The 2,598-nt window shown below is 68.7% G+C and carries 2 protein-coding genes; one reads left to right on the forward strand and one right to left on the reverse strand.

Going from position 1 to position 2,598, the window contains the following annotated elements; all coding sequences use genetic code 11:
* Positions 1-113: 113 nt before the first annotated feature.
* Complete coding sequence (locus FNH04_RS44565) at positions 114-1,010, reverse strand: hypothetical protein (RefSeq protein WP_322725657.1); 897 nt, start codon at positions 1,008-1,010, stop codon at positions 114-116.
* Between the two features lie 346 nt (positions 1,011-1,356).
* On the opposite strand from FNH04_RS44565, the gene FNH04_RS44570 reads away from it, so the two are divergent.
* Positions 1,357-2,565 (forward strand): glycosyl hydrolase family 18 protein, encoded by a 1,209-nt coding sequence (locus FNH04_RS44570; protein ID WP_152791930.1) that lies wholly within the window; start codon positions 1,357-1,359, stop codon positions 2,563-2,565.
* Positions 2,566-2,598: the final 33 nt, after the last annotated feature.

A 2,598-nucleotide genomic window follows, 5' to 3' on the forward strand; every position in this document is an offset into this window, starting at 1 on the left:
GGCTTGCTGTGCAGGTGGCCGTGCTTGCTGTGCAGGTGGCCGTGCTTGCTGTGCAGTGGGCCGTACTTGCTATGCAGTTGGTCGTGCTTGCGATGGAGTTGTACGTACGTGACTCACGTGGCCCCTCGCGGTAGCGCCCGCGCGGTCGGCGGTGGAACGGCGGGTGAAGAGACCGACAACGGCGCCGCGCAGAACCCGCAGCGGTCGCCGATGAGTTCCAGCTCGCACCAGTGGCACGTCTCCCGGCGCACGGACGAGACGAGCTGGTAGAGCACGGACACGTCGTGCAGCCCGGCGGCGAACTCGACGAGCTTCCCGGTGCCCCACCAGCGCGAGGACTCGGCGGGCGGCGGCACGGTGGCCACGCCCTGCACCTGCCAGGCGGGGGCGAGCGTCGAGGTGACCCAGTCGGAGGGCGGCTGCGGCCCGTTGGCGACGACCAGGCGCGTCCCGAACTCGGGCCCGGCGAGCTGCTCCTCCTGCCCGAGGCGGACGAGCTGGGGCTTCGGATTGGCCAGTACGGCGAACTGGGCGCCCGGCATCCACGACTTGGCGTGGGACTTCAGGGACACCCGCACCCGGTCGAGCTTGGTGACGGAACCGAGGAGGGCGCCGGCGTAGATGTAGTGGGCGAGGAGCCGGGCGGAGGAGGCGAGCACGCCCGGGCTGAAGTCGCAGACGGACAGCTGCCGTAACTGCTGGGCCAGCAGGGCGATCCCGAGCGGCGGCAGATCGATCCCGAGCAGGGCGATCCGGTCGCTTTCGAGCACGGAACGCACGGTGTGCAGCCGCTGGGCGACGGACTTCTCCGAGGGGACGGGCGGGGACCCGTCGTTCCCGGCGGAGGCCGAGTAGAGGGCGATCACATACCCGTGCTGCTCGATGAGCGCGTGCATGCCGAGGAGGGAGCCCTCCAGCGTGTCCTGCGGCTGGACGACGGCGGGCGGGGTCTGCCGGTCATTCGGGGGGAGCACCAGATCGGGACTGGTGACGGCTATCGCGGTCGGCACGCTGCATCCCACCCCGTTCTGACTGCGACGGGGTGGTCGACCACCGCCTCAGATCACCCCTGACGTCCTCTGACGCCCTTTCGCATCCTCTTGCACAGCACCATATCCACGGCATGGCCCGCTCAACACCGAATCTCCTTGATCAACTCACGGAAGGTGCGGACGAGATCCACGCAGAGTGAGACGCATATGCCTCAACTCCGCACTGAGATACGGAGATTGAGGTCCGCCACAAGCCTTGGCAACCTTATTGGTCTGGACCAATTTGTACGTCCAGCGGTGGCCACCGTCACGGATCCCCCACACCGACTCCCCTCGGGAGGCATCAGTGCACCGCGTACCAGGCATGCCCGGACGCAGAACGCGGACCTGGGCGGGCACCCTCGCCACCGCCCTCACCACCGCCCTCACCGCGGCCGCCCTCGGCCTCAGCGGCGCCGGCCAGGCCTCGGCGGCGGACGTCAACAACGCCAGAAACCCCGGCTTCGAGTCCGGCCTGACCGACTGGACCTGCTCCGCGGGCAGCGGTGCGGCCGTCTCCTCGCCCGTCCGCTCCGGCTCGGCGGCCCTGAAGGCCACCCCGGCCGGCCAGGACAACGCCAAGTGCGTCCAGATGGTGGCAGTGAAGCCCACGGTGTCGGGCGCGACGGGCTACAACGCCTACCGGGGCGCGCTCCGGCATCGGCCTGCGAAGCAGGAATCCACCGAAGCTCCATCGCGTGGAGCAGTAGGAATCGGTCGTGGACACACGAGCGAGTGCGCCAATGGCAGAACTTCGACAAGTTACGCCACACACCACGCCCGGCCGGGTCACCTTCAATACTCGGCCGGGCTCGGCGGCTACACCGTCAACCAGTTCAAGGCCGACATCAGGGCCAAGCAGGCGGCGGGCAAGAAGGTGATCGTCTCGGTCGGCGGCGAACGCGGCACGGTGGCGGTCAACGACGCGACATCGGCGGCGAACTTCGCGAACTCGGTGTACTCGCTGATGCAGACGTACGGCTTCGACGGTGTGGACATCGATCTGGAGAACGGTCTCAACGCGACGTACATGACCCAGGCGCTGCGCTCGCTCTCCGCGAAGGCGGGCCCGTCGATGGTGCTCACGATGGCGCCCCAGACCATCGACATGCAGTCCACGTCGAACGCGTACTTCCAGACGGCCCTGAACGTGAAGGACATCCTCACGGTCGTCAACATGCAGTACTACAACAGCGGTTCGATGCTGGGCTGCGACGGCAGGGTCTACAGCCAGGGCTCGGTCGATTTCCTGACGGCCCTGGCCTGCATCCAGCTGGAGGGCGGCCTCTCCCCATCCCAGGTGGGCCTGGGCCTGCCGGCCTCGACGAGGGGCGCGGGCAGCGGCTATGTCTCCCCGTCCGTGGTGAGCGCGGCACTGGACTGCCTGACCCGGGGCACGAACTGCGGCTCCTTCAAGCCGTCGCGTACATACCCGGATCTGCGGGGCGCGATGACGTGGTCGACGAACTGGGACGCGCTGGCGGGCAACGCCTGGTCGAACTCGGTGGGGCCGAAGGTCCACGGGTTGCCGTAGAGGTGACCGGCGCGTGGGGGGCGGGGCCCCGGG

The sequence above is a fragment of the Streptomyces phyllanthi genome, assembly GCF_009377205.1.
Classification (GTDB): Bacteria; Actinomycetota; Actinomycetes; order Streptomycetales; family Streptomycetaceae; genus Streptomyces; species Streptomyces phyllanthi.